The sequence below is a fragment of the Nocardioides massiliensis genome (assembly GCF_030811215.1).
GTDB classification, from domain to species: Bacteria; Actinomycetota; Actinomycetes; order Propionibacteriales; family Nocardioidaceae; genus Nocardioides_A; species Nocardioides_A massiliensis.
In genome coordinates, this window is the sequence record NZ_JAUSQM010000001.1 from 2965605 (window position 1) to 2983956 (window position 18352).

The 18352-nt window shown below is 69.8% G+C and carries 16 protein-coding genes; 10 read left to right on the forward strand and 6 right to left on the reverse strand.

Annotation, left to right across the window (positions count from 1 at the left end; genetic code table 11):
- The first annotated feature begins 55 nt into the window (after window positions 1-55).
- A complete protein-coding gene (locus J2S59_RS14770) occupies window positions 56-1237 on the forward strand; it encodes an acyl-CoA dehydrogenase family protein (RefSeq protein ID WP_068118378.1) in 1182 nt (393 codons plus the stop codon).
- 35 nt (window positions 1238-1272) lie between these two features.
- Window positions 1273-2388, forward strand: a complete 1116-nt coding sequence (locus J2S59_RS14775; RefSeq protein WP_068118374.1) for an acyl-CoA dehydrogenase family protein — start codon at window positions 1273-1275, stop codon at window positions 2386-2388.
- Window positions 2389-2458: 70 nt separating this feature from the next.
- On the opposite strand, the gene J2S59_RS14780 is transcribed toward J2S59_RS14775, so the two are convergent.
- Together J2S59_RS14780 and J2S59_RS14785 are read right to left on the reverse strand one after the other, a co-directional pair.
- Entirely contained in the window at window positions 2459-3559 is a 1101-nt protein-coding gene (locus J2S59_RS14780) for an NAD(P)H-dependent flavin oxidoreductase (RefSeq protein WP_068118372.1), read from the reverse strand.
- A 3-nt stretch (window positions 3560-3562) separates the two neighbouring features.
- Window positions 3563-5203, reverse strand: coding sequence for an acyl-CoA synthetase (locus J2S59_RS14785; protein ID WP_068118359.1), 1641 nt, complete (start codon window positions 5201-5203; stop codon window positions 3563-3565).
- Between the two features lie 113 nt (window positions 5204-5316).
- Here J2S59_RS14785 and J2S59_RS14790 point away from each other — a divergent pair, with 113 nt between their 5' ends.
- Window positions 5317-6105, forward strand: coding sequence for a crotonase/enoyl-CoA hydratase family protein (locus J2S59_RS14790; RefSeq protein WP_068118355.1), 789 nt, complete (start codon window positions 5317-5319; stop codon window positions 6103-6105).
- Between the two features lie 403 nt (window positions 6106-6508).
- Here J2S59_RS14790 and J2S59_RS14795 read toward each other — a convergent pair whose 3' ends face one another.
- Window positions 6509-7717, reverse strand: a complete 1209-nt coding sequence (locus tag J2S59_RS14795; protein WP_306825248.1) for an IS110 family RNA-guided transposase — start codon at window positions 7715-7717, stop codon at window positions 6509-6511.
- Between the two features lie 219 nt (window positions 7718-7936).
- Here J2S59_RS14795 and J2S59_RS14800 point away from each other — a divergent pair, with 219 nt between their 5' ends.
- On the forward strand, window positions 7937-8251 hold the full coding sequence (locus tag J2S59_RS14800; protein ID WP_181641746.1) for a DUF3137 domain-containing protein: 315 nt from the start codon (window positions 7937-7939) through the stop codon (window positions 8249-8251).
- On the forward strand, window positions 8251-8820 hold the full coding sequence (locus J2S59_RS14805; protein WP_068119521.1) for a LemA family protein: 570 nt from the start codon (window positions 8251-8253) through the stop codon (window positions 8818-8820). Before J2S59_RS14800 ends, J2S59_RS14805 begins: the two co-directional genes overlap by 1 nt.
- A 12-nt stretch (window positions 8821-8832) precedes the next feature.
- Here J2S59_RS14805 and J2S59_RS14810 read toward each other — a convergent pair whose 3' ends face one another.
- Window positions 8833-9879: an LLM class F420-dependent oxidoreductase gene (locus J2S59_RS14810; RefSeq protein WP_068119525.1), complete on the reverse strand. Its 1047-nt coding sequence runs from the start codon at window positions 9877-9879 to the stop codon at window positions 8833-8835.
- A 122-nt stretch (window positions 9880-10001) separates the two neighbouring features.
- Between J2S59_RS14810 and J2S59_RS14815 the strand changes: the two genes are divergently transcribed.
- From J2S59_RS14815 to J2S59_RS14825, 3 genes are read left to right on the forward strand one after another with little or no spacing between them, the layout of a single operon-like run.
- On the forward strand, window positions 10002-11042 hold the full coding sequence (locus tag J2S59_RS14815) for a Zn-ribbon domain-containing OB-fold protein (protein WP_068119529.1): 1041 nt from the start codon (window positions 10002-10004) through the stop codon (window positions 11040-11042).
- Between the two features lie 31 nt (window positions 11043-11073).
- Window positions 11074-12141: a thiolase family protein gene (locus J2S59_RS14820; protein WP_068119532.1), complete on the forward strand. Its 1068-nt coding sequence runs from the start codon at window positions 11074-11076 to the stop codon at window positions 12139-12141.
- Entirely contained in the window at window positions 12138-13301 is a 1164-nt protein-coding gene (locus tag J2S59_RS14825; RefSeq protein ID WP_068119535.1) for a thiolase family protein, read from the forward strand. Before J2S59_RS14820 ends, J2S59_RS14825 begins: the two co-directional genes overlap by 4 nt.
- A 285-nt stretch (window positions 13302-13586) precedes the next feature.
- Here the strand turns inward: J2S59_RS14825 and J2S59_RS14830 are convergent, their stop codons facing one another.
- A complete protein-coding gene (locus J2S59_RS14830) occupies window positions 13587-14669 on the reverse strand; it encodes an IS110 family RNA-guided transposase (RefSeq protein WP_306825249.1) in 1083 nt (360 codons plus the stop codon).
- Window positions 14670-14805: 136 nt separating this feature from the next.
- On the opposite strand from J2S59_RS14830, the gene map reads away from it, so the two are divergent.
- Window positions 14806-15567: a type I methionyl aminopeptidase gene (map, locus tag J2S59_RS14835; protein ID WP_068123365.1), complete on the forward strand. Its 762-nt coding sequence runs from the start codon at window positions 14806-14808 to the stop codon at window positions 15565-15567.
- A gap of 78 nt (window positions 15568-15645) precedes the next feature.
- Here the strand turns inward: map and J2S59_RS14840 are convergent, their stop codons facing one another.
- Complete coding sequence (locus tag J2S59_RS14840; RefSeq protein WP_068123359.1) at window positions 15646-16890, reverse strand: cytochrome P450; 1245 nt, start codon at window positions 16888-16890, stop codon at window positions 15646-15648.
- Between the two features lie 239 nt (window positions 16891-17129).
- Between J2S59_RS14840 and J2S59_RS14845 the strand changes: the two genes are divergently transcribed.
- Window positions 17130-18293, forward strand: coding sequence for a steroid 3-ketoacyl-CoA thiolase (locus tag J2S59_RS14845; protein WP_306825250.1), 1164 nt, complete (start codon window positions 17130-17132; stop codon window positions 18291-18293).
- Window positions 18294-18352: the final 59 nt, after the last annotated feature.

The following is an 18352-nucleotide window of genomic DNA, read 5'->3' on the forward strand; positions in this document are numbered from 1 at the left end:
ATAGTTTTGCCGACCCGATGACCAGTCTTCCGGCCGCCGCCGGCGAGGAGTCGCCATGCACATCGCCCTGACCCCCGACCAAGAGGCGCTCCGCCGCGAGCTGCGGGGCTACTTCGCCGAGCTGGTCACCCCGGAGCGCCGCGCGGCGCTCGCCGCCGCGTCCGGGGAGTTCGGTGACGCCGCGGTCTACAAGGAGGTCATCCGCCAGCTCGGCACCGACGGCTGGCTCGGGATCGGCTGGCCCGAGGAGTTCGGCGGCCAGGCGCGCTCGATGGTCGAGCAGCTGATCTTCACCGACGAGGCCGCGATCGCGGGCGTGCCGATCCCCTACCTGACGCTCAACACCGTCGGTCCGACGATCATGCGCTTCGGCACCGACGAGCAGAAGGAGAAGTTCCTCCCCGCGATCCTCAAGGGCGAGATGCACTTCTCGATCGGCTACTCCGAGCCCGGCTCCGGCACCGACCTGGCCAGTCTCCAGACCCGCGCGCGGCTCGAGGGCGACGAGTGGGTCATCAACGGCCAGAAGATGTGGACCAGCCTCATCCAGTACGCCGACTACATCTGGCTCGCGTGCCGCACCGACCCCGAGCTGCCGCGACACAAGGGCCTGTCGATGATCCTCGTGCCGGCCGACGCCCCGGGCTTCTCCTACACGCCCGTCCACACCGTCGCCGGCGTCGGCACGAGCGCGACGTACTACGAGGACGTGCGCGTGCCGAAGGGCAACCTCGTCGGCGAGCTCAACGGCGGCTGGGCGCTCATGACCAACCAGCTCAACCACGAGCGGGTCGCGCTCACCTCGGCCGCTCCCCTGACGCACTCGCTGCGCCTCGTGCGGGAGTGGGCCCAGCAGACCAAGAACCCCGATGGTTCCCGGGTCATCGACACCGAGTGGGTGCAGATCGCCCTCGGCCGAGCCCACGCGCGCGCCGAGATGCTCGCGCTGCTGAACTGGAAGCTCGCCTCCGACACGACCCACCTCTCGCCGGCCGAGGCGTCGGCGACCAAGGTCTACGGCAGCGAGCTCGCCACGGAGGTCTACCGCTCGCTGATGGAGATCGTCGGCCCGCACGCAGTGCTCAAGGCCGGCTCCGAGGGCGCCGTCCTCCAGGGCCGGCTCGAGCGCTACTACCGCTCCTCGCTGGTCATGACCTTCGGGGGCGGCACCAACGAGATCCAGCGCGACATCATCGGCATGGTCGGGCTCGGCCTGCCGCCGGCCACGCGCCGCTGACGCCCCGACCGCCCGTCTCCAGCTGAGGACACCCCATGGACTTCACCTTCACCACCGAGCAGGACGAGGCCGCCGAGCTCGCGGCGACGATCCTCAAGGACCACTGCACCAACGAGCGCCAGAAGGCCGTCGAGGCCGAGGGCCACCGCTTCGACCGCACGCTGTGGAAGGCGCTGGCCGACGCCGGACTGCTCGGGATCGCACTGCCCGACGAGCACGGCGGCGGCGGGATGGGCCTGCTCGAGCTGACTCGCGTCCTCGTGGAGTGTGGCCGCGTGGTCGCCCCGGTGCCCATCGTGGTCCACACCGTTGCCGGGCTCACGGTGGCCGAGCACGGCGCTGACGCCGTACGCCAGGCACTCCTCCCAGGTGCAGCCGACGGTTCGACGCTGCTCACGGTCGCGGCCGGCGAGGAGCGCGAGGCGCTGCCGGAGCACCCCGGGACGTCGGCCACGCCCGGCGAGGCCGGTTGGCGCCTCGACGGCACGAAGACGGTCGTCTCCGCCGGCGCTGATGCCGACGCCTACCTCGTGACGGCTCGGACCGACGAGGCCAGCGCGGTGTTCCTCGTGCGCAGCGACGACACCGGCGTCACGGTGACGCCCCAGAACGCCACCGACAACGAGCGGGTCGCGCAGCTGGTCCTCACCGACGTCGCGCTCGACGACGACCGGCTCGTCGGCGCGACCGATGGCAGCACCGTGCGCTGGTTGCACGACCGGCTCACCGTGGCCACCTGCGCGGTCCACCTCGGTGTCGTCGAGGGGGCGCTGTCCCTCACGAGCGGCTACGCCCGCACCCGCGAGCAGTTCGGCCGCCCGATCGGGAGCTTCCAGGCGGTCGCCCAGCGGCTCGCCGACGGCTTCATCGACGTCCTCGGTGCGCGCCTCACGCTGTGGCAGGCGGCCTGGCGCTTGGCCGAGGGACTCCCGGCCGCGACCGAGGTCGCCGTCGCGAAGCTGTGGGCCGCGGACGCCGGCCACCGGCTCGCCCACACCACCGTCCACGTGCACGGCGGTGTCGGCATCGACCTCGACGGCGAGGCGCACCGCTTCTTCACCACCGCCAAGCGCCTGGAGTTCACGCTCGGCGCCGGCACCGAGCAGGCGCTGACCGTCGGCCGCGCGCTGGCGACCGAGCCCGTCGCCTGAGTCTCGCTGCGCCAACCGAATGGCCCGCTCCCGGTTCGCCGGGAGCGGGCCTTCGTCGTACGCCTGTGCGTCAGCCCCGGAGCTTGTCCAGGCGGGTGACGGTCTCCTCGAACTCCGAGACCAGGTCGGCCATCACGTCGGCGACGGGGCGGACCTCGTTCATGCGGCCGACGATCTGCCCGATCGGCATCGAGATCACGTCGGGGTCGCCGGAGGCGTTGATGCGGTTGTGGGCGTCGGCCACCAGGAGGTTCTGCAGCGGCATCGGCAGCGGCGACGGAGCGCCCTCCTCGGCCCAGGCCTCGGTCCACTTGGTCTTGAGCAGGCGCGCCGGCTTGCCGGTGTAGATCCGGGTGCGCACGGTGTCGGACGACGTCGCGCGCGTGAAGGCCGTGGTCCAACCGGCGTTGGACTGCAGGTTCTGGTACTCCTCGGTGCCGAGCCAGATCGAGCCGGTCCACACGCCCTGCGCGCCCAGCGCGAGCGACGCCGCGACCTGGCGACCGGAGCCGATGCCGCCGGCGCCCAGCACAGGCACGTCGCCGACCGCGTCGACGATGTCGGGGGTCAGCACCATGCCGGCGATCTCGCCCGTGTGGCCGCCGGCCTCGTAGCCCTGCGCGACGATGATGTCGACGCCGTTGCGCACGTGGCTGAGCGCGTGCTTCGCCGCACCGGCGAGGGCAGCGACCTTGACGCCCGCAGCGTGCGCCTGCTCGATCACGTCGACCGGCGGCGAGCCGAGCGCGTTGGCGATGAGCACCGGACGGTGCTTGAGGGCGATGTCGACGTGCGAGCGGGCCACGGAGTGCAGCCACCCCAGGACGCCCTCGCGGCCCTCACCTTCGGGCAGCGGTGGCACGCCGAGCTTGAGCAGCGTCTCGTCGACGAATTTCTTGTGTTCCTCGGGGATCATCGCGCCGAGGTCCATCGAGGTGCCCTCGGTGGGGATCTTCATCGGCATGACGACGTCGACGCCGTACGGCTTGCCGTCGGTGTTCTCGTCCATCCAGGTGAGCGTCTGCTCGAGCTCGTCGGGGTCGTTGAACCGGACGCAGCCGAGGACGCCGAGGCCGCCGGCGCGCGAGACGGCCGCGGCCACGTGCTCGGACGGGGTGAAGGCGAAGATCGGGTACTCGATCCCGAACTCATCGCAGAGGGGGGTACGCATGCGTCAGGCTCCTGCCGTGATGGACTCGAGGGCCAGTTCCTTGGCCCGGGGGTACTGCGCCTTGCCCGTCGCGTTGCGCGGGATCTCGGGCACGATGGTGAGGCTGCGCGGAAGCTTGTAGCCGGAGAGATGGTCGCGCAGGTAGGTGCGGAGCTCCTCGAGCTTCAGCGTGGCGCCCTCCCGCAGCTCGACGACGGCGGCGACCGCCTGCCCGAAGCGCTCGTCGGGGATCCCGACGACGAGGACGTCGTAGACGGCCGGGTGGCCCTTGACGGCCATCTCGACCTCCTCCGGGTAGACCTTCTCGCCGCCGGTGTTGACGCAGTTCGAACCGCGACCCAGCAGCGTGATGCGTCCGCCCTGCTCGACCCGGGCGAAGTCGCCGGGGACGGCGTAGCGCTGCCCGTCGATGGTGAGGAAGGTCTGCGCGGACTTCTTCTCGTCCTTGTAGTAGCCCACGGGCACGTGCCCGCCGCGCGCCGTGCGTCCGACCTTGCCGACGTGGTCGTCGTCGATCGGGATGAGCGCGTTGTCGTCGTCGAGCAGGACGACGTGGGGGCCGGGAGTCACGACCGGTCCGTCGGTGGCGATGTGCGCCGCGTCCTGGAGGCCGGAGCCCTGGAACCCGGTCTCGGAGGACCCGATCGAGTCGGTGAAGAAGGCGTGGGGGAACGCCGCCATCCACCGCTGCTTCACCGGAGGGCTGAAGATCGCGGCGCTGGAGGAGACAGCCATGAGCTGGGAGGCCTGGTACGGCGTACCGGTAGCGGCCTTGCGCTCATACTCCTCGATCAGTGGACGTGCCATCGCGTCGCCGGTCATGAAGATCAGCTGCACGCCCTCGCCCTCGATGATCTCCCAGGTGCGGACCGGGTCGAACTTCGGCTCGAGGACGGTGAGGTGGCCGGCAAAAAGGTGCATGAGGAGGCCGGCCTGCGCCCCACCGTGCATGAGGGGGCTGAGCGGGAAGGTGACCATCCGCGGCTCGACCGCCTGCTTGGACTGGTCGTACTCATCGAGCACCGTGCCGGACATGAAGTCGATGCCGCCACCGAGCGTGCGCCAGAAGTCCTCGTGACGCCACATGACGCCCTTGGGGAACCCGGTGGTGCCGCCGGTGTAGATGATGTGCAGGTCATCGGGGCTGCGCGGTCCGAAGTCGCGCTCGGCGCTCTGGCCGGCCAGCGCGTCGTCCCACCAGACGCCGTCGAACGACGAGATGTCGGAGGCGTCGTCCGGAGCGAGTGCGTCGGGCATGGCGATCGCGAGGCGGAGCTGGTCGTGCTTGGGGAAGCAGGCGGCCACGAGCGGGGCGTAGGTGCGCTCGTGCAGGACCGCCACCACGTCGGCGTTGTCGAACAGGTAGTTGAGCTCCCCCTCGACGTAGCGGTAGTTGACGTTGATCGGCACGGCCCGGATCTTGAGGATGGCCAGCAGCGCGACGACGTGCTCGATGCTGTTCTTGGCGTAGATCGCGACGTGCTGTCCGGTCTGGACTCCCTGCGCCTGCAGGTAGTGCCCGAGGCGGTTGGAGTCCGCCTCCAGCTCGGCGAAGGTGACGACCCGGTCCCCCACCTTGACGGCAGGTTTCTCGGGCACGGCGTCGACGGCGTGTTCGAAGAGGTCGGCGATGTTGAGGGTCACCCGCGCAGACTAGAACACGTTCTCGTTTGTGACTAGAGTTCCGACCACTGGCCGGCACCAGCCACCAGCACCAGCCCACCGGCACCCAGCCCGTGCAACCGAGGAGACGCCCCGTGTCCGAGCCCCACGCCCTGGTCGAGCAGCGCAGCCACACGCTCATCGTCACGATGAACCGTCCGGAGTCGCGCAACGCGCTCTCGGGCGAGATGCTCGACATCATGACCCAGGCGTGGGACCGGGTGAACTCCGACGACGACATCCGCGTCTGCGTCCTGACCGGGGCGGGCGGCTACTTCTGCGCCGGCGCGGACCTGAAGTCGATGAACAAGAAGCCGGCAGCGGAGGCGTTCGAGTCCGGGGAGTACGACCCGACGGTCATCAAGGGTCTGCTGAAGGGGTTCCGGCTCACCAAGCCGCTGATCGCAGCCGTCGAGGGTCCGGCCATCGCCGGGGGCACCGAGATCCTGCAGGGCACCGACATCAGGGTCGCCGGGGAGTCGGCGAAGTTCGGCATCTCCGAGGCCCGCTGGAGCCTCTACCCGATGGGTGGCTCGGCCGTGCGCCTCCCCCGCCAGATCCCCTACACCGTCGCCGCCGACCTGCTCCTCACCGGCCGGCACATCCTCGCCCCCGAGGCGAAGGAGCTCGGCCTCATCGGCCATGTCGTGCCCGACGGCCAGGCGCTGGAGAAGGCGCTCGAGCTCGCCGCGATGATCGAGAACAACGGCCCGCTCGCCGTGCAGGCCATCCTCAAGACGATCCGCGACTCGGAGGGCAAGCACGAGAACGACTGCTGGGCCGACGACGCCCGGGTCGGCGCTGCGGTCTTCTCCTCCGACGACGCCAAGGAGGGCCCACGCGCGTTCGCCGAGAAGCGCGCCCCGCAGTTCACCGGCCGCTGATCGTGCTCCTGGGCACTATCCTCCGGACGTGAGCTCGGACCTGGCCCCTCTGTTCGTCCTGGCGCTCGTCGCCGTCGTCGCGGTGGCGGGCTTCGGGCTCCACCAGGCGCACAAGCGCCGCGAGGAGATGGCTGCGTTCGCGGCCACCCACGGGTGGACCCACACCGCGCGGGACAACCGCTGGACCCAGCGGTATGACGGCCCGCCGTTCGGCCGCGGCCACAGCCGGCAGGCGACGAACATCCTGCAGGGACAGCACGACGGCCGTCCGGTGGTGGCGTTCGACTACAGCTACAAGATCAACACCGGCAGCGGCGAGAACCGCAGCACGACGACCTACCACCACTCGGTGATCGGCCTGGGCACGGGCGCACGGCTGCCGGCGTTGATGCTCCTATCTGTGTCAAGCGGCTTTGAGCCATTCGCGGTAGCGGCCGGCGAGTTGGTAGTCGGGGTAGGTGCCGAGCTCGGTGCGGACGATCTTGGTGATGTAGGTGTCCATTGCCTTGGCTGCGGCGGTGAGGGTGATGTTCTTGGCCTGTCGAGCGGAACGGAGGTCGGCGAGATCGGGTGCGGTCAGGCCGCGGGTGAGGGACTTGAAGACCTCGCGGGCGATGGCGCGTTTGAGCATGCGCAAGATCTCGGCGTCGGGTCGGCTCTTGTTGCGTTGCGCGGTGACGTAGGCGCGGGTGCGGGGATCGGAGGACATCCGGACCAGCGCGATGGTATGCAGCGCGCAGTTGGCGGCGCGGTCGCCGCCGCGGGAGAGGCGGTGACGGGTGGTTTTGCCCGAGGAGGCCGGGACCGGGGCGGTGCCGCAGAGCGCGGCGAAGGCGGCTTCGCTACGAAGACGTTCGGGGTTGCCGCCGGCGGTGATGAGCAGCTGTGCAGCGCTGTTCGCTCCAACACCGTGCAGCGATAGCAGGTGTGGGTTGGCTGCTGTGACCAGTTCGCGGAGCTGGTCTTCGAGGTCGTCGGCCTGGGCGGTGAGGAACTGGTGGCGTTTGGCCAGCATCCGCAACGCACTGAGCACTGCGCTTGTAGTGGGGTCCTTCGAGGCGGTGGGTCGGCAAGTCGCGAGCGCGGTGACCAGCGCTTTCTCTTTCAGCGGGCGGTATTTCTCACGCACTGCGGTGGGTGCGGTGATGAGCATGTGGTGGATCTGGTTCATCGCCGCGGTGCGCGCTTTGACTGCCGAGCGGCGGGCGTTGTGGACCGCGCGCAACGCCTCGGTGTCCTCGCTCTTGGGTGCCGCTTGGGCCCGTCCCGACAGTGCGGCTCGGGCGGCTTGGTAGGCGTCGATGGGGTCAGACTTGCCCTGCAGCCGTCGCACCGAGCGTTCGGGGCGGATTACCTCGACGACCTCTATCCCGGTAGCAGCGGTGGCTCTGGTGATCCCGGCGCCGTAGGAACTGGTTCCCTCGATCCCGATCACCTCCGGCTCCCCGAAGGACCTCAGGAATGCGATCGCGTCGCGGTAGCCGTCCGGGGTGGTGGCGAACTCGGCATCGCCCAGGTCGCGACCGAGCGGGTCGATGGCGGCGACGTGGATGGTGTCAGCGTGGGTGTCCACGCCGGCGATGACTCTGGGATGCAGGGCGGTCGCTGTCATGATGGCAATGCCTTCCGTGTCGAATCGGATGGGTCGACGCCGGTCGGGCGAGCAGACAGGACATTGATGAGGCGCTTGCCAGGCTCTTATTAGGTCATGTCCGCCCGGCCGGCGAGCGGGAGACCTGACCACCGGCCAGACCAATTGATGGTCAACCCAGCAGGGCGACAGTCGGTGGCAGAGGCACGGCGATCAGGTCCGTGTCCATCATCAATGTCGGTGACGCCCGAGAACTTCTTCGGACGGTTCGTCGGCCGGATCACCAACCGCGACATCGAGCTGGAGTCCGAGGACTTCAACCGCGCGTTCACCGTCACCTGCCCCGATCCGAAGTTCGCCTACGACGTGCTCCACCCGCGCACGATGGAGCTGCTGCTCCGCAGCCGGGACCTCGCGTGGCGCTTCGAGGGCGACACGCTGCTCGCAGTCAGCTCCGGAAAGCACTCACCGGCGGAGGTGACGCGCGTCCTGGGCGTCCTCGACGCGGTCCTCGACGGCATCCCAGAGTTCGTCTGGCGCGAGGTGCGTGGCTGATGGAGCCCGCGATCCTGGTGCTCGTCGGTGCCGTCGTCGCTGCCCTGCTCGCCCTGATGGTCAGCTACAACCGGTTCGTCCGGCAGCGGGTCCTCATCGACGAGGCCTGGAGCGGGATCGACGTCGAGCTCACCCGCCGCCACGACCTCGTCCCCAACCTCGTCCGGACGGTGCAGGCGCACGCCGCCCACGAGCGCGAGGTGCTAGCGGGACTGGTGGCAGCGCGCGAGGCTGCGACCGAGCACCGCGCCGATGCACCCGCTGCGCGCCAGGCCTACGAGGACCGGGTGACGGCGGCCCTGGCGCAGGTCCTCGTACGCACCGAGGCCTACCCCGAGCTGCGCGCCAGCACGAGCTTCCTCGCCCTGCAGGACGAGCTGGCCCACACCGAGGACCGCATCGCAGCCAGCCGACGCTTCTACAACGGCAACGTCCGCGCCTACAACACCCGGGTGCGGACGTTCCCCTCGCAGCTCGTGGCCAACGCCTTCGGCTTCGCGGTGCGCGACTTCTTCGAGCTCCGCGACCCCTCGCTCGCCGGCGTCCCACGAGTGGGGCCGGACCTGTAGCGCGCGCGCTGGTCAGGCGAGGATCTCGGCGACCCGCCGGAGCTCGTCGGCGGAGCGGAAGCTGAGCAGGAGCGTCGTCACGCCGGTGTCGGCCCACTGCGCGACGCGCTCCTTGACCGCCCCCACGCTGCCGACGATGTGCATGTCGTCGACGAGCTCGTCGGGGATGAGCGCCGTCGCCCTGTCCTTCTCGCCGGCCAGGTAGAGCTCCTGCACCTGGTGCGCCAGGTCGGCGTACCCCATCCGCTCGAAGACCTGCTTGTGGAAGTTCTGGTCCTTGGCGCCCATCCCGCCCATGTAGAGCGCGATCACCGGCTTGAGCCCGTCGATGACCGCCTGCTTCGCCGGTCCGTCGTCGGCGGTGATCTCGAGGTGGCAGGTCGCGGCGATCTCGAAGTCCGCACGCGTCCGGCGGGCACCCGGACGCGCGAAGCCCTCGTCGAGCCAGGGCTGGTACATCCCGGCGGACTTGGGCGTGTAGAAGATCGGGATCCAGCCGTCGGCGATCTCGGCGGTCTGGGCGACGTTCTTCGGCCCCTCGGCTCCCAGCCAGATCGGGAGGTCGGCGCGCAGCGGGTGGACGATGGGCTTGAGCGGCTTGCCGAGCCCGACGCTGCCCTCCCCGGCGTACGGCAAGGGATAGTGCGGCCCGTCGTTGGTCACCGGCGCCTCGCGCGCGAGGACCTTGCGGATGATCGCGACCACCTCGCGGGTGCGGGCCAGCGGCTTGGCGAACGGCTGGCCGTACCACCCCTCGACGACCTGCGGTCCGGACACGCCCATCCCGAGGATCACGCGGCCGTTGCTGAGGTGGTCGAGGGTGAGTGCGTGCATCGCGATCGACGTCGGCGAGCGACCCGACATCTGCACGATGCTCGTGCCGAGGCGCAGCCGGCTGGTCTCGCGGCCCCACCAGGCCAGCGGGGTGAAGGCGTCCGAGCCCCAGGCCTCCGCGGTGAAGACCGCGTCGAAGCCGGACTCCTCGGCCGCGGCGACCAGCTCGCCGGCGTTGGCGGGGGGCTGCGCGCCCCAGTATCCCAGCTGCAGGCCCAGCTTCATGGGTCTCCTCGCCTCGTCGGGGCCGACCCGTCGTCGACCGGTTCGCCCCGACCCTAGAGGAAGTACAGGTCAGTGGGACCGGTTCTTGTGCGTGAGTCTAGAACGTGTTTCACTTCCGAACCATGTCCCGCACCCTCTCCGCGCCGGTCACGGTCGCCTTCGACTACACCCGGTCCACAGGTCCAGTTCTCGGCCGGTTCTTCGGCGGTCTGCGCGACGGTCGTCTGCTGGCCGCGAAGCTCTCCGACGAGTCCGTCGTGATCCCTCCGCCGGAGTTCGACCCGGTCACCCACGCGCCCGTCACCGACTTCGTCGAGGTGTCGCCCGTCGGCACCGTGACGTCGTGGACCTGGGTGCCCGAGCCCGTCGACCGTCAGCCCTTTGACCGGCCCTTCGCCTTCGCGCTGGTCCAGCTCGACGGTGCCACCGCTCCCCTGCTGCACGCCCTGGACGTGTCCTCCCCCGAAGAGGTCCGCACGGGCATGCGGGTCCGGGTGCGCTGGGCGGCCGAGCGCGTCGGTCACATCAACGACATCATCTGCTTTGAACCGGCAGGTGACAGCGACGAAGGAGCTGACGCCGTCGCTGGTTCAGGTCGAGCGCGAGCGCTGCCGACGGAGGAGGCAGCGTCCGAGCAGTCGAGACACCCTGCACCTGACGGGAACGGTTTGGTACTCCCCGACCCCGTCACCGGGATCGTCACGCCGGTGTCGTTGGACTACGTGTACGCCGCCTCGCCGGAGGAGTCCGCGTTCTACCTCGCACTCGAGGAGGGGCGCCTCATCGGTCAGCGCTGCCCCGAGTGCGGCAAGGTCTACGTGCCGCCGCGCAGCGCCTGCCCCGCCGACGGCACCCCGACCACCGACGAGGTCGAGCTCTCCGATACCGGGACCGTGACCACCTTCTGCGTCGTCAACGTCCCGTTCCTCGGGCAGAAGATCACCCCGCCGTACGTCTCGGCCTACGTGCTCCTCGACGGTGCCGACATCGCGTTCTTGCACCTGATCCTCGACATCCCGGCCGAGGAGGTCCGGATGGGCATGCGGGTCAAGGCCGTCTGGAAGCCCCGCGAGGAGTGGGGCACCACGATCGAGAACATCAGCCACTTCGCGCCGACCGGCGAGCCGGATGCGGACTACGACACCTACAAGCACCACCTCTGAATCTCGACAGGCTCGATCCCCAGGAGTTGCAGTGAGAGACGTTGCCGTCGTCGGGTTCGCCCAGCGACAGATGGAAGAGTTCGACGGGTCGCCCACCTGCGTGGAGCTGCTCGTCCCGTTGTTCGCGGAGTGCTACGAGCAGACCGGCTGGACCCGCCGTGACATCGGGTTCTGGTGCTCGGGCTCCTCGGACTACCTCGCCGGACGGTCCTTCTCGTTCGTCCAGGCCGTCGACGCGATCGGGGTCATCCCGCCCGTCAACGAGTCGCACGTCGAGATGGACCTCGCCTGGGCGATGTATGAGGCGTGGCTGAAGATCCAGACCGGCGAGGTCGAGACCGCGCTGGTCTACGCCTTCGGCAAGAGCTCGGCCGGCCTGCTGCGACGGACCCTGGCGCTGCAGCTCGAGCCCTACACGATGAACCCGCTCTGGCCCGACACGGTGTCGCTGGCCGGCCTGCAGGCGCGCGCCGGCATCGACGCCGGTGCGTGGGACGAGCGCGCGATGGCCGAGGTCGTGCAGCGCTCGCTGACCGCCGCCGAGGGCAACGAGCACGCCGTACGCAAGGGAGGGTCGTCGGTCGACGAGCTCCTGGCCCGGCCGATGTATGCCGACCCGTTGCGCAAGCACGACTGCGCCCCGGTCACCGACGGGGCGGCCGCCATCGTGCTCGCCGCGGGCGACAAGGCCCGCGAGGTCCGCGACAACCCGGCGTGGATCACCGGCATCGGGCACTCGATCGACGCGATGAGCATGGGCACCCGCGACCTGACCCGCTCCCCCTCCGCGCAGCGCGCTGCTGCCGCAGCGGGCGTCGACGGGGTCGAGGTCGCCGAGCTGCACGCTCCCTTCAGCCACCAGGAGATCGTGCTGCGGCGCGAGCTCGGCCTGGGCGACGACGTGCAGGTCAACCCGTCCGGTGGCGCGCTCGCCGGCAACCCGATGTTCTCCGCCGGCGGGATCCGGGTCGGTGAGGCCGCCCGGCGCATCTGGGACGGCTCGGCCTCCCGGACCCTCGGGCACGCGACCAGCGGCCCCGCCCTGCAGCAGAACCTCGTGTGCGTCCTGGACGCCTCGACCACCGGAGGTGCTCGATGAGCAAGCAGCCCGCAGCCGTCGTCGGCATCGGTCAGACGCATCACCGCTCGAAGCGGGAGGACGTGTCGATGGCCGGGCTGTGCCGCGAGGCGATCGACCGTGCGCTCGAGGACGCCGGCATGACGCTGGAGGAGATCGACGCGATCGTCGTGGGCAAGGCCCCCGACCTCTTCGAGGGCGTCATGATGCCCGAGCTCTTCCTCGCCGAGGCCCTCGGCGCCGCCGGCAAGCCGCTGCTGCGCGTGCACACCGCCGGCTCCGTGGGGGGCTCGACCTCGATCGTCGCGGCCTCGCTCGTCCAGGCCGGCGTGCACCGCAAGGTGCTCACCGTCGCCTACGAGAAGCAGTCGGAGTCCAACGCGATGTGGGCCCTGTCGGTGCCGGTGCCGTTCAGCATGCCGGTGCACGCCGGCGCGGGCGGCTACTTCGCACCGCACGTGCGCTCCTACATCCGCCGCTCCGGTGCGCCGGAGCACATCGGCGCGATCGTCGCGGCGAAGGACCGCACCAACGCGCTCAAGAACCCCTACGCCCACCTGCGCAACGAGGGCACGACGGTCGAGTCCGTGATGGCCTCGCAGATCCTGTGGGACCCGATTCGCTACGACGAGACGTGCCCGTCGTCGGACGGTGCGTGCGCGATGGTGATCGTCGCCGAGGACATCGCCGCCTCCTCGCCCAACCCGGCGTGGATCCACGGCACCGTGATGCGCTCGGAGGCCACGACCGCCGCCGAGCGTGACCAGGTGAACCCGCAGGCCTCCCGCGACGCTGCGGCGTACCTCTGGAAGCAGGCGGGGATCACCGACCCGCGCAAGGAGATCGACGCCGCCGAGATCTACGTGCCGTTCTCGTGGTTCGAGCCGATGTGGCTGGAGTCGCTGGGGTTCGCCGAGATCAACGAGGGCTGGAAGCTCACCGAGTCCGGCGCGACGGCGATGGATGGCGACATCCCGGTCAACAGCTCCGGTGGCGTGCTGTCGTCGAACCCGATCGGCGCCTCGGGCATGCTCCGCTTCGGCGAGGCGGCCATGCAGGTGCGCGGTCAGGCCGGGGAGCACCAGATCGACGGTGCCCGCAAGGCCCTGGGCCACGCGTACGGCGGTGGGTCGCAGTTCTTCTCGATGTGGGTGGTCGGGGCGGACAAGCCCAGCAACTGATATGTAGCGGCTTCCTGTCAAGAGGCAGGGTGAGGCGCCCGTCCCCGTTGGTGGGGGCGGGCGCCTCTGGCTTCGTCGACGTGGTCGGTGGGGAGCGTGTCGTTGGCGACGCGCGGTCAGACTGATATGCGCGGGTTGGTTACCGCAGGACGGGGTGTTCGGCAGGAGCGGACCGCGTGTCTAGGGTCGAGCGTCGCCCGGTGTAGTCGGGCTGCTCATAGTTGCTTCGCGGGTCGCTCCACGCGCTGCTTCCACCCACCTTGTCGGCGAAGCGGTCTGGGGTGGTTATTCCTCGAGCACGGCCAGGGACCAGCACCAGCCGGCCAGCTCGCGAGCGATCGCGACGTTCGCTACGACGTGACGCTTTCGGCGCTCACGGAAGGTGTTCCAACGAGCATGGAGTCGGCGGTTGCCGGCGTCGCCGCGGGCTCGAGCAGCAGGCGTGGCGAGTTCCCACCGGTCACGCATGGTCTTGCCGACGACGTAGCGGGCGCGGTGGTGCCAGGCAGCCTCGACCAGCAGCCGGCGGACGTGGGTGTTGCCGGTCTTGGTGATCGAGCCTTGCACCCGTGACTGGCCCGAGGAGTACTCGGACGGAACGAGCCCGACGAACGCGCCGATGGTGTTGCCGGTAAACCGGTGCCAGTCGCCGATCTCCACCGCCAGTGCCAAAGCGGTCAGATTGCTGATCCCGCGCAGACAGCCCAGCCGCCGCACGAGCGGGGTGAACTCGCTGTTCGCAGCCATCACGGCGATCGCCTCGTCCAGTCGGTCGCGGCGGGCTTTCACCGTCAGCACGGCGTCGTAGTCGGATTCGAAGGTCATCTGCAGCGCCGGTGAGTCGAAGCGTTGACGGCGCAACCACGCGTCGTGGGCATCGGTCCAGGCATTCCCGCCGGAGTAGACGATGCCCTGACGCAACAAGAGCTTGGACAGTCGGTGACGTGCGCGCATCAGGTCACCGCGGGCGTCCTCGCGTGCGCGGACTAGATCGCGGGCGTGTTCTTGGTCGATGCTCGGGATCGACACCGAGGTGTACTCATCGAGTCTCAGCAACCGCGCCAAGTGCACCGCGTCTTTCGCGTCGGTCTTGACGCGGTCCCCGCTGGGACGCTGCAGCTTGCTCGGAGCCACAACCTCGCACCTGATCCCGGCCGCGGTCAGCGACCGCGACAGTCCGAACCCGGTCGGGCCTGCTTCATAGGCCACCGCGACCGGGCCGGGAAGCGCGCTGAGCCAGGAACGGATGTGCTCGTGTGACGGAGTCAGTTTGGTCTGGACGAGCTCGCCCGTGACGCCATCGATCGCTGCTGCGACGACCGATCGTGCGTGCACGTCGAGCCCCACGCTCGTACGCTCGGTGAACACCGGGGCCTCCCACGGATGTCGGATAGGCCGAGCAGGCGGCCCCTGCTCGGTAACCCACGAATGTCGTGAGCGAGGCCCCGGCCCGCAACCCCGTCACCTGCGACCGGGGTCGCTACATACCGTCTAGGCTCGCGGCATGGTCGAGCTGCGAACCCCTGCCCAGATCGAGGAGATGCGGGCGGCGGGAGCCTTCGTGCGCGAGGTCCTCGACACCGTTGCGGCGAGCGCGGAGGTCGGGGTCGACCTGCTCGACCTCGACGCGCTCGCGCACAAGATGATCAAGGAGCGGGGTGCGACGTCGTGCTACATCGACTACCACCCGTCGTTCGGGGCGATGCCGTTCGGCAAGGTCATCTGCACCTCGGTCAACGACGCGGTCCTGCACGGGCTGCCGCATGCCTACCGGTTGCAGGACGGTGACCTGCTCACCCTCGACTTCGCGTGCAGTGTCGACGGGTGGGTGGCGGACGCCGCCACCAGCCTGGTGGTCGGTACGGCGCGTCCCGAGGACCTCGAGCTGATCGAGACGTCGCGCCGCGCGCTCGACGCGGCGATCGAGCAGGCCCGTCCCGGCAACCGCATGGGCGACATCTCCGCGGCCATCGGCGGCGTCGCGCGCGAGGCGGGGCTGAAGGTGAACCTGCAGTTCGGCGGGCACGGCGTCGGGCGCACCATGCACGAGGACCCGCACGTGCCCAACGACGGGCGCGCCGGACGCGGTCTGAAGCTACGTCCCGGCCTGGTGCTCGCCCTCGAGCCGTGGTTCCTGCACACCACCGACGAGCTGGTCATGGACCCCGACGGCTGGACGCTGCGCAGCGCGGACGGCTCCCGCGGCGCGCACAGCGAGCACACGGTCGCCATCACCGAGGACGGCCCGCTCGTCCTGACCGCCTGAACCGCAGCTGCCTGAACGCCGATCGGCCCGCTCCCCGAGGGGGAACGGGCCGGCGTACGGCATGGGGCGGAGTGCGGGTCAGTAGCGGACCTGCAGCTCCTTGACCGCGTTGAGCCAGGCCGAGCGCAGCCGGCGCGGCTCGCCCGCCTGCTGGATGTCGGGCGCGACGTCGGCGAGCGCATCGAAGATGAGCTTCACCTCCATCCGGGCCAGGTTGGCGCCGATGCAGTAGTGCGCACCGTGCCCGCCGAACGCGACGTGCGGGTTCGGGCTGCGGGTGATGTCGAAGGTGAAGGGGTCCTCGAAGACCTCCTCGTCGAAGTTCGCCGAGGCGTAGAACAGCCCGACGCGCTCGCCCTTCTTCACCGTCTGGCCCGCCACCTCGCAGTCGCGCTTGGCCGTGCGCTGGAACACCGTCACCGGCGTGGCCCAGCGGATGACCTCGTCGACCATCGTCTCGGGACGCTCACGCTTCCACAGCTCCCACTGGTCGGGGTGCTGGAAGAACGCGTGCATCCCCTGGGTGATCGCGTTGCGCGTGGTCTCGTTGCCCGCGACCGAGAGCAGGATGACGAAGAAGCCGAACTCGTCGTTGGTCAGCGCGCCGTGGCTGTCGTCGGCACCGACGTTGATCAGCTTGGTGACGATGTCGTCCTGGGGGTTCTCCCGCCGGTCGTTCGCGATCGCGTCGAAGTAGGCCAGGATCTCCATCGAGGCGACGGCCGGGTCGATGTCGTACTCCGGGTCGTCGTAGGCCATCATCTGGTTCGACCAGTCGAAGAGCTTCTTGCGGTCCTCCTGGGGCACGCCCAGCAGGTCGGCGATCGCCTGGAGCGGCAGCTCGGCGGCGACCTTCTCGACGAAGTCGCCGGCGCCCTCGGCCTTGGCGGCCTCGACGATGCCGTAGGCGCGCTCGCGCAGCAGGTCGTGCATGCCGTTGATCGCACGCGGGGTGAAGCCCCGGGAGACGATGCCGCGCATCTTGGTGTGGTCCGGCGGGTCGTTGTTGATCAGCATCGCGCGCTGGACCTCGACCTGGTCACGGGTCATGTCCGGGGCGAACCGGATGATCACGCCGTTCTCGTTGGTCGTCCAGTCGTCGTTGTTCTTGGAGACGTCGCGGACCTCCTGGTGGCGGCTCAGCGCCCAGTAGCCGGGAGGGCCGGCCTGGCCGGCGCGCGCCTCCGGGTTGTCGGTCTGGTCGATCCAGTGGATCGGCGCGTTCTGACGCAGCGCGCGGAACTCCTCGTGCGGGAAGGCCTTCCCGTTGATGTCCGGGTCGGTGGGGTCGAACCCAACCGGCACGGGGGGGCTGATCGTCACAGCTGCTACCTCCGAAAGGAAAGTGGAACGCGTTCTCGTGGATCGTCGCACGCGACAGCTCGATACGGAAGCGTTTCGAGACAAAAGTGTATGGAGAGTTCCTATGTGACCTGGATCACTGGTCAGGCACCAGTGTGCGGCACGTGGTGCCGGAGGACGGGCAGATCGGTGGCAGCAGATGAGAACGTGTTCTATTTTGGGTACGCCGCTGTCCGCGGCAGCCGACTGAAGGAGCAGCAATGGGCAACCCCGTCATCGTCGAAGCCGTCCGCACCCCGATGGGCAAGCGCCGTGGCTGGTTGTCGGGGCTGCACGCCGCAGAGCTCCTCGGGGCCGCGCAATGCGGGGTGGTGGAGCGCGCGGGCATCGACGCGGCCCTGGTCGAGCAGGCCATCGGCGGCTGCGTGACGCAGGCCGGTGAGCAGTCCGGCGACATCGTCCGGCGCGCGTGGCTGCATGCCGGCCTCCCCCAGCACACCGGCGGCATGACGGTCGACGCCCAGTGCGGCTCCGCCCAGCACTCCGCACACCTCATCTCCGCGCTCATCAGCGCCGGGGCGATCGAGGCGGGCGTCGCGTGTGGCATCGAGTCGATGAGCCGGATCGGCCTGGGCGCCAACATCACGCCCGAGACCGGCGACCCGCGTCCGGAGAGCTGGACGATCGACATGCCCAACCAGTTCGAGGCCGCCGACCGGATCGCCCGCAACCGCGGCATCACGCGCGCCGACCTCGACGCCTTCGGTCTCGCCTCGCAGCAGAAGGCACGCGTCGCCGTCGATGAGGGCCGGTTCAAGCGCGAGATCCTCCCGGTCGAGGCGCCCGAGCTCGACGTCGAGGGCAAGCCCACCGGCCCGACCCAGGTCGTCGACGCCGACCAGGGGCTGCGCGACACGACACTCGAGGGCCTCGGTGGTCTGCGCACCGTGCTGCCCGACGGCATGCACACCGCCGGCACGTCGTCGCAGATCTCCGACGGCGCCTCGGCCGTCCTCATCATGGACGAGGACAAGGCCCGCGCCCTCGGCCTCACCCCGCGCGCCCGGATCGTCCACCAGGTGCTCGTCGGCTCCGACCCCTACTACCACCTCGACGGCCCGGTCCAGGCGACCGAGCGGCTGCTCGCGCAGTCCGGGCGGTCGATGAGCGACTTCGACCTGTTCGAGGTCAACGAGGCGTTCGCCGCCGTCGTCCTCTCCTGGGCGCAGGTCCACGGCGCCGACATGGACAAGGTCAACGTCAACGGCGGCGCCATCGCCCTCGGTCACCCCGTCGGCTCCACCGGCACCCGCCTCATCACCACCGCCCTCCACGAGCTCGAGCACCGCGACGGCACCTCCGCCCTCATCTCCATGTGCGCCGGTGGCGCCATGGCCACCGGCACGATCCTCGAGCGGATCTGAGCGGCGGGGCAGTTTCACCGCCCGACTAACGACACGCCCGCTGGTCGAACGAAACTGGC

Excerpts from the sequence above, each read along its gene's own strand:
- J2S59_RS14770 (WP_068118378.1), top strand. The coding sequence starts at position 56 with ATGCACATCGCCCTGACCCCCGACCAAGAGGCGCTCCGCCGCGAGCTG.
- J2S59_RS14775 (WP_068118374.1), top strand. The coding sequence starts at position 1,273 with ATGGACTTCACCTTCACCACCGAGCAGGACGAGGCCGCCGAGCTCGCG.
- J2S59_RS14780 (WP_068118372.1), bottom strand. The coding sequence starts at position 3,559 with ATGCGTACCCCCCTCTGCGATGAGTTCGGGATCGAGTACCCGATCTTC.
- J2S59_RS14795 (WP_306825248.1), bottom strand. The coding sequence starts at position 7,717 with ATGACAGCGACCGCCCTGCATCCCAGAGTCATCGCCGGCGTGGACACC.
- J2S59_RS14805 (WP_068119521.1), top strand. The coding sequence starts at position 8,251 with ATGGAGCCCGCGATCCTGGTGCTCGTCGGTGCCGTCGTCGCTGCCCTG.
- J2S59_RS14810 (WP_068119525.1), bottom strand. The coding sequence starts at position 9,879 with ATGAAGCTGGGCCTGCAGCTGGGATACTGGGGCGCGCAGCCCCCCGCC.
- J2S59_RS14815 (WP_068119529.1), top strand. The coding sequence starts at position 10,002 with ATGTCCCGCACCCTCTCCGCGCCGGTCACGGTCGCCTTCGACTACACC.
- J2S59_RS14825 (WP_068119535.1), top strand. The coding sequence starts at position 12,138 with ATGAGCAAGCAGCCCGCAGCCGTCGTCGGCATCGGTCAGACGCATCAC.
- map (WP_068123365.1), top strand. The coding sequence starts at position 14,806 with ATGGTCGAGCTGCGAACCCCTGCCCAGATCGAGGAGATGCGGGCGGCG.
- J2S59_RS14845 (WP_306825250.1), top strand. The coding sequence starts at position 17,130 with ATGGGCAACCCCGTCATCGTCGAAGCCGTCCGCACCCCGATGGGCAAG.